This window comes from Fructobacillus tropaeoli (assembly GCF_001047135.2).
Taxonomy (GTDB): domain Bacteria; phylum Bacillota; class Bacilli; order Lactobacillales; family Lactobacillaceae; genus Fructobacillus; species Fructobacillus tropaeoli.
On the sequence record NZ_DF968079.1, the window covers coordinates 169,489 to 176,546 of the forward strand.

At 42.7% G+C, this 7,058-nt stretch carries 6 protein-coding genes and 1 pseudogene; 3 read left to right on the top strand and 4 right to left on the bottom strand.

Annotated elements, in window-relative coordinates:
• Window positions 1–337 (top strand): annotated as a pseudogene (locus tag AOQ32_RS02610) (hypothetical protein); the annotation flags it as partial.
• Window positions 338–499: 162 nt separating this feature from the next.
• Here AOQ32_RS02610 and AOQ32_RS02615 read toward each other — a convergent pair.
• Window positions 500–2,887: an FtsK/SpoIIIE family DNA translocase gene (locus AOQ32_RS02615; RefSeq protein WP_059393466.1), complete on the bottom strand. Its 2,388-nt coding sequence runs from the start codon at window positions 2,885–2,887 to the stop codon at window positions 500–502.
• 356 nt (window positions 2,888–3,243) lie between these two features.
• On the opposite strand from AOQ32_RS02615, the gene AOQ32_RS02620 reads away from it, so the two are divergent.
• A complete protein-coding gene (locus tag AOQ32_RS02620; RefSeq protein WP_059393467.1) occupies window positions 3,244–4,044 on the top strand; it encodes a manganese catalase in 801 nt (266 codons plus the stop codon).
• Between the two features lie 150 nt (window positions 4,045–4,194).
• Here the strand turns inward: AOQ32_RS02620 and AOQ32_RS02625 are convergent, their stop codons facing one another.
• Together AOQ32_RS02625 and AOQ32_RS02630 are read right to left on the bottom strand one after the other, a co-directional pair.
• Window positions 4,195–4,941, bottom strand: a complete 747-nt coding sequence (locus AOQ32_RS02625) for a glucose 1-dehydrogenase (protein ID WP_059393468.1) — start codon at window positions 4,939–4,941, stop codon at window positions 4,195–4,197.
• 63 nt (window positions 4,942–5,004) lie between these two features.
• The gene (locus tag AOQ32_RS02630) at window positions 5,005–6,006 is read right to left on the bottom strand and encodes an NADP-dependent oxidoreductase (protein WP_059393469.1); all 1,002 of its coding nucleotides are present in this window, start codon (window positions 6,004–6,006) and stop codon (window positions 5,005–5,007) included.
• Between the two features lie 143 nt (window positions 6,007–6,149).
• Between AOQ32_RS02630 and AOQ32_RS02635 the strand changes: the two genes are divergently transcribed.
• Window positions 6,150–6,731, top strand: a complete 582-nt coding sequence (locus AOQ32_RS02635; protein ID WP_059393470.1) for a TetR/AcrR family transcriptional regulator — start codon at window positions 6,150–6,152, stop codon at window positions 6,729–6,731.
• A 130-nt stretch (window positions 6,732–6,861) separates the two neighbouring features.
• Here AOQ32_RS02635 and AOQ32_RS08910 read toward each other — a convergent pair.
• Window positions 6,862–7,058: hypothetical protein (locus AOQ32_RS08910; RefSeq protein ID WP_207657364.1), on the bottom strand; the 197-nt coding region annotated here is incomplete at its 5' end.

The following is a 7,058-nucleotide window of genomic DNA, read 5'->3' on the forward strand; positions in this document are numbered from 1 at the left end:
CGGCCAAGTCCAGTTACAAACTTTGGTCCACCCCATGAAAATTGCAGTCGACTTACCCGATTGGACGCCCTACCAGATTGAAGAGAGCTTCTTAACCAAGGAGCCCCATAACTGGTTTGGCCCCGAAGCCATTGTGATTGAAAAGCGTTTCGACGACTTTACAAAGGGATACGAAGGGCCTCGCGATGACCGTGGTGGCATTCCAAGAACAGCAATCCCAAAAAATATCGCCGAACCACTCCTCATCGAAGACGCCTACTGGGCGGCCTACAAGACCTTTGTCAACGATCCCGACGGTACATTTGCCAAACAGATCGTGCCCTTTTTCCAGGAGTAATTTATCAAGAAATTTTGCGCCACCCCATTTGGGGAGGGCGCTTTTTTGATGAAGATTTACCCTTAGCCTGCCAAATTCTCCGTCAAATACATCCAAAAAATAAGCACACAAAAAGCGAAACCGCCATTCACTTCGGCAATTTCGCTTTTTACTTCGCTTTATTTATTCATCGGTTTTCTTACTAACGTTGACATGGCGTGGCCGCGCCCCGTCAGCCGGGCCAATGTAGCCAGCATTTTCGAGGTCGTCAACCAGGCGGGCCGCCCGGTTATAACCAATCCGGAAACGTCGTTGCAGCAATGAAGTCGAGGCCTTCTGCTGGTCAATCACGAATTCTAGTGCTTCCTCGAACAATTCATCATCCGAATTGCCGCCACCACCGTTTTCATCCTGAGCAACTTCTTCGTCGGTGACCGTCATCTTTTCATCGTAAACGGCATCTTGTTCGCCCTTGACGAAATCAACAATGGCAGTCACATCCTGATTTGAAATAAAGGCGCCCTGCAGTCGCTTATGAGCCTTGCCAGGTGGGGCAAAAATCATGTCTCCGCGGCCAAGCAACTTTTCGGCCCCGTTCGTATCCAAAATTGTCCGCGAATCGATTCCCGATGCCGTTCGAAAGGCGATTCGGCCGGGAATATTCGACTTAATCGTTCCGTTAATCACCTTCACGTCAGGACGCTGGGTCGCTAGAATCATGTGGATTCCGGCAGCTCGCGCCTTGGCTCCCAAGCGGGCAATCGACACTTCAATTTCAGAGCCAACCGTCGCCATCAAATCAGCAAATTCATCGACAACCGCCACGATATAAGGCAATTTCGTCATGATGGCGTTGCCGGTCTCCTTGGCGTGAGCATTGTTATCGTCCACCGCCGCATTATACTCACCAATGTTTCGCTTCCCAAATTCAGCCAGAAGATCATAGCGGTTTTCCATCTCATCTACTAACTTTTGCAGCGACTTGGCTGCCTTACGTGGATCGGAAACAACAGGTGTCAGCAGGTGTGGGATGCCATTGTAAATCGACAACTCGACCACCTTAGGATCGACCATCATCAGCTTTACTTCGGAAGGCTTGGCCTTTAAGAGCAAGGAAACAATGATGCCGTTCAACCCAACTGATTTTCCAGAACCCGTGGATCCAGCAATCAGCAAGTGCGGCATGGCTGATAAGTCCACTGACACGATATTGCCAGTCACATCACGGCCCAATGGAACCGTTAGCAAGCCCTGGTCTAAGGTGTTGGACTGCTCAATCATCGAGCGAAAACCAACGACCGCCTGCGTATCGTTTGGCACTTCGATGCCGACATAGGGCTTTCCAGGGATTGGCGCTTCAATTCGAATTGATTTCGCCGCCAAGGCCAAGGCCAAGTCATCCGCCAAATTCGCAATTCGGTTGACCTTCACACCCTGACCCGGCTTGAGCTCATACTGAGTAACCGTTGGTCCCAAGGAAACCGAGGACACGGTCGCGTCCACGCCAAAGGATTGTAGCGTGTCATGGACCAGACGAGACTTCGCATTCAAGCTTTGGGCCTCCTTAGTCTGGTCGGTCGGCTGAGTCTTTGTTAAGAGTGAGGTTTGTGGCAACTGGTAATCATCGTCGTCCACAGCACTAGCATTAAGGTGCACGTCCTCACTTCCCTGCGAACTAGTAGGTTGCACCGGTGCAGCGGGAGTAGGTGCTGGGCTCGGCGTTGTCGGTGCTTGCCAATTAATAGTTGGTTCAACCGGGTCGGCAACCAAATTCAATCCTTCTTCTGCTGGCAAATCAGCCCCATCTCCGGCAATGTCTTTGGCGGGATCAGGGAAGAATGGGTCTGCTGCCGGTTCATCTGCCTTCGGCTCCGTTTTACTCAAGCCAAATGGGTGATCACCAAATTCCGTCAAATCCTGTTGCTTTTTTTCAGCCAGCAATTGACGCTGATCACGCTTTTGACTTTGTTGTTTTTGGAACTCCGTAAAGTTTTCATGGGCCTTGACAACACCCTTTTGTGCCAAGTCACGAGCGGGCAAACGGAAAGTGACAATTATACCCGCAATATACAAAACAACGACAATAATCGCTACACCAACGTTTGATAAGAGGGTGAAGGTTAATTGGTATAAAAGAGCCCCTAACATACCAGCTCCAACCGGTGTTCCAGCGGATTGATTGGTCATATCCTGGCCAATCAATCGAATTACCTGGGAAGCATAACCACCACCTGGCAATTCGTTCTGTGTGAAGAACAGCATCGATGACAGCAAGACCGTTGCCAAGTAGATCATCCCCACTCCGACATAGATGCGACCTGGAATTGGATAACTTTTATCCATCACCAAATAAACCGTGGCCCAAGCAATCAGTGGCAACAAAGTAATTTGGTAAAGGTTTCCAAAGAAGAAGCGCACCATATCGGCTAGATAAATGCCAAAAAGTCCTAATTGAAAAATCGCAAAAATTGATAATAAGATAATCGCCAGTAGGCCAACAATTTGTCCAGCAGTTCCTGCCCGACTAACTTTCTTTTTCTTTTGACTACGACGTTTCGTCTGCTTAGCCATGAAGGTTCTCCTTTGCCTCAGACCGCTTAAATGGTCTAAAAATGTCTAGTTTACTCCTTCTATCTTAGCACAGTCGCCTCTTTTGCTCCTAGTGTTTTCAGGACTGAAAACACTAGCTTTAGCCACGGTCGTCTAGACCATTTTCCTGATTTTTCCTTTACCTGCTCCTATTGTCCATGATAAACTAATTTCAACGCAAAATATTAAAATTGGAAAGGTTGATATATACCAACTAATTTTAATGTTAATTACTAGAGAATAGGCGTTTAATAGTTATTATTTTATAAATAATTATAAATTGGTACTGTTTATTTTTTAACAAATATTCTCACGGATAGCACAGAAAGTAGGAAATTATGTTCACGCACACTCGGAAGTTACAATACAACGCCAAGCCTGATCGTCCGGACCCATTGATGGCCCGTCGTCTGCAAGAAGCATTGGGTGGCCAATGGGGTGAAACAACCGGCATGATGTCATACCTTTCACAAGGTTGGTCATCAACTGGCGATGAAAAGTACAAGGACTTACTTTTAGACACTGGAACCGAAGAAATCGGTCACGTGGAAATGATTTCAACAATGATTGGCTATTTGCTTGAAGGTGCGCCAATCTCTGATGCTGACGTTGCCGGCGACCCACTTAAGGCAGCCACATTGTCCGGTATGGACCCCGAACACGCACTGGTTCATGGTTTGAACGCCGGTCTAACGAACCCAAATGGTGCAGCTTGGAATGCCGGCTACGTTACTTCATCTGGTAACTTAGTGGCCGACATGCGTTTTAACGTTGTTCGTGAATCACAAGCCCGCCTCCAAGTTTCTCGTCTCTACAACATGACAGAGGACAAGGGAATCCGCGATATGTTGAAGTTCTTGTTGGCTCGCGAAACGCAACACCAACTTCAATTTATGAAGGCCCAAGAAGAACTCGAAGAAAAGTACGGTGTCATTGTTCCTGGCGACATGGGCGATATCGAACATTCAGAATTCGCCCACACCATCATGAGTTTCTCTGACGGCACTGGCTCAAAGGCCTTTGAAGGCCAGGTAGCCAAGGACGGACACAAGTTCACTTACCAGGAACACCCTGAAGCCATGGGTGGCGTTCCTGAGGTGAAGCCCGCGGACAAGCGCTTGAAGAATAACCAAGGCTAATTTTCACCCATCAATTGGGCCCTCTCCCGTATATTTATATATGAAAGAAGCTGCTTACCTCTTCGATTTGAGAAGAGATAGGCAGCTTTTTACTTTTTATTTGAATAAAAATCAGTATCCAATAAACGTGCTATTAATATGGCAAATCGTTTAACGGCCAGCCAAAATACCACCATCGATTACCAGTTCAGCACCAGTTCCATAACTAGCTTCATCAGAAGATAAATAGGTCACAGCTTTAGCAATATCGATTGGTTTACCCATAAGCGGAATTGGTTCTTTTGAACTTTTAATCCCTTCTCGATAGCTATCAGGAACAATATCCGTATCAACTAAAGAAGGATGAATAGAATTAACTCGAATATTTTTGCCCATTTTAATCGTCTCTACAGCCGCCGACTTAGTCAGCGCTCTGGTACCGCCCTTCGAGGCAGCATAAGCTCCCACCCCTGGCATCGGTGTTGCAATCCCCAAAACAGACGAAACATTGACAATACTACCACTATCCATATTTTGTAGTGCAATCTTGTTACCTAAAAAAGTTCCCGTCAAATTGACATCAATTATTTTTTGCCACTCATCTAGACTCGTATCAACAATTAGCTTACCTGCACCGCCAATCCCCGCATTGTTAACTAAAATATCCCAGTGACCAAAATGAGACAAAGTTTTTTCAACAACTGTATTCCAATCATATTCATTACTAATATCTTGATACAAATAAATAATTTGATTTTGTTTCCCAAGTTCAGAAGCTACCTGAACACCTAAAGATTCACGACGACCTGTAATAACTACTTGAGCCCCTTCTGCCAGAAAATCTTCAGCGATGGCCTTACCAATTCCGGAAATACCACCCGTTACAATTGCAACTTTATTTTTTAATCGATTAGTCATTTTTTTATTTTCCCCTTTGTTTAAATTTTTAAGAGCACTTCAACTCATTTACCGTTATTATTTTTAAAATGTAATCACTACTTTACCATTTGAATGACCTTTGAATACTAAATCCAAAGCGTCATTAATATCATCAATATTAAAAATTGTATTGTTCACCGCTGGAATAATATTATTTTTTTCAATAATTTTTGATAATTCATACAGCTGAAAACCGTTACTTCTTACAAAAATAAAATGGTATTGAACATTTTTCTTTGAAGCTTTTCGATCAAATTTCGAACCAACCATTGAAAAGAGCATTCTTTTTGTCATCCCAAATTGATGCGTATGCGCAAAACGCTTATTCGGACCAGTACGCAAAGACAATAACCGACCACCAGTCTTAATAACCGATAATTCTCTATCAAACTCAGAGCCCCCCAATGTGTCGATTACGTAATCAACATCACGTACGCTCTCCCAATAGTTTTCAGTTTCATACGAAATATATTGATCTGCACCAAGCCGCAGCGTCTTTTCCTTTAATCTCGCGCTACCACTAACAATGACCCTCATACCGGCATTTTTAGCAACAGGAATTGCTAATTCGCCAAAAGATCCTGATCCACCAGTAATTAACACCGTTTCCCCAGCTTGTCCATTTAATTCCTCGAACAATCCCTGGTAAGCAGTCAATCCAGTTAAAGGTGCTGCAGCCGCTGATTTAAAATCAAGGTTCACTGGCATCTTACTAATAGCCGATGCTGGAACTGCAACATATTCAGCAAATGCTCCAATATTGTTTAAAGGTAATCGTGTGTAAATCGCATCATTCTTTTTAAACGTTGTAACCTTGTTACCGATTTTTTCGATGATTCCTGATAATTCATTACCCATTGTCATCGGCAGATTATAATCTTGAATCAACTTCACACTGCCGGTACCTACTAATTTTTCAAGAGGGTTTACAGCAGCAGCTTTTACTTTTACTAGAACCTCATCTTCCTTTATCTCGGGAATAGGAATATCCCGCACAATTAATTTGAATTCTTTTTCATACTTATCAAGTTGTGCTGCTTTCATATGATAAATCCTTTTTGGTACTTTTTTATCTTTTTGTAACCAAATGAAATCATAATCGTTTAAGTTACTTTTGTCAACTTTTGTAACCAAATAATTTATGTTAGGATTATAGAAGCTATCAATTACACATCAAGGTAAAAAATATGATAAAAACTGAAAAAGAAAAAATTAACCGTCAAAAAATAATTCAAACTGCAGAATTACTTATTTCCAAATATCACCGTTCCGATATCACACTCAATCAAATTGCCAGTGAACTAGGTGTTACACACGCAACTATTTATAAACACTTTAAAAACAAAAAGGAACTCTGGGAAGCGGTTAGCAAAAAATGGTTTCAAGAAGTCGTAGTTAGACAAATTGACGTTGGCACTGCTGATGAAATTAAAATCAAAAGACTGCACAAATTACTTTGGTCTTTTGTAAGTGCTAAAAAAAATGCATATAATCAGGACGAAGCAATGTTCATCCTGAACACCGAATATGTCGAAAATAATCCAATCGCACTGCAAGAAATTTTAAAAAGCGTCTATCAAAAAATTAATACTATTATGGACTGGCCCGATAATTCTTTCGCTAATGCTGAATTGATTCTATCAGCCTTTAGTGTTTTCACCCTCCCTACATTTAGGGAAACATGGAACAATCCTGATTTTTATGATCGATTCGAAAGTATGTGGCAATTGGTTTGTCCAGGAATTGAAGCAATGTCGACAAACGAGTGATCGCTACTACTTCATTTTTTATCAATTGCCCACCATATTTTTAGAGTAAAACTAAAATGACTTAATCTGATATAGCCCCAGAATTAAAACAAAATTCTAGGAATCATATAAAAATAAATTAAAATGCTTTTTACGGCAAATTTACGGCAAATTCGGCAAAAAATAGTACAAAACACACATTTACCGCAACTTTTCGACAAGTTCCGAAAAACTTCCATACAAACCAAAAGGCCCTATATTCTTGATATAGAGCCTTTTTTAATGGCAACAAAAAAGCCGCAACCGAAGTTGCGACTTTAATAGTAGCTCGTGAGAGAATCGAACTCT

Bases quoted from the DNA above. Each gene is read 5' to 3' on its own strand.
- AOQ32_RS02630 (WP_059393469.1), bottom strand. From the start codon at position 6,006: ATGAAAGCAGCACAACTTGATAAGTATGAAAAAGAATTCAAATTAATT.
- AOQ32_RS02625 (WP_059393468.1), bottom strand. From the start codon at position 4,941: ATGACTAATCGATTAAAAAATAAAGTTGCAATTGTAACGGGTGGTATT.
- AOQ32_RS02635 (WP_059393470.1), top strand. From the start codon at position 6,150: ATGATAAAAACTGAAAAAGAAAAAATTAACCGTCAAAAAATAATTCAA.
- AOQ32_RS02620 (WP_059393467.1), top strand. From the start codon at position 3,244: ATGTTCACGCACACTCGGAAGTTACAATACAACGCCAAGCCTGATCGT.
- AOQ32_RS02615 (WP_059393466.1), bottom strand. From the start codon at position 2,887: ATGGCTAAGCAGACGAAACGTCGTAGTCAAAAGAAAAAGAAAGTTAGT.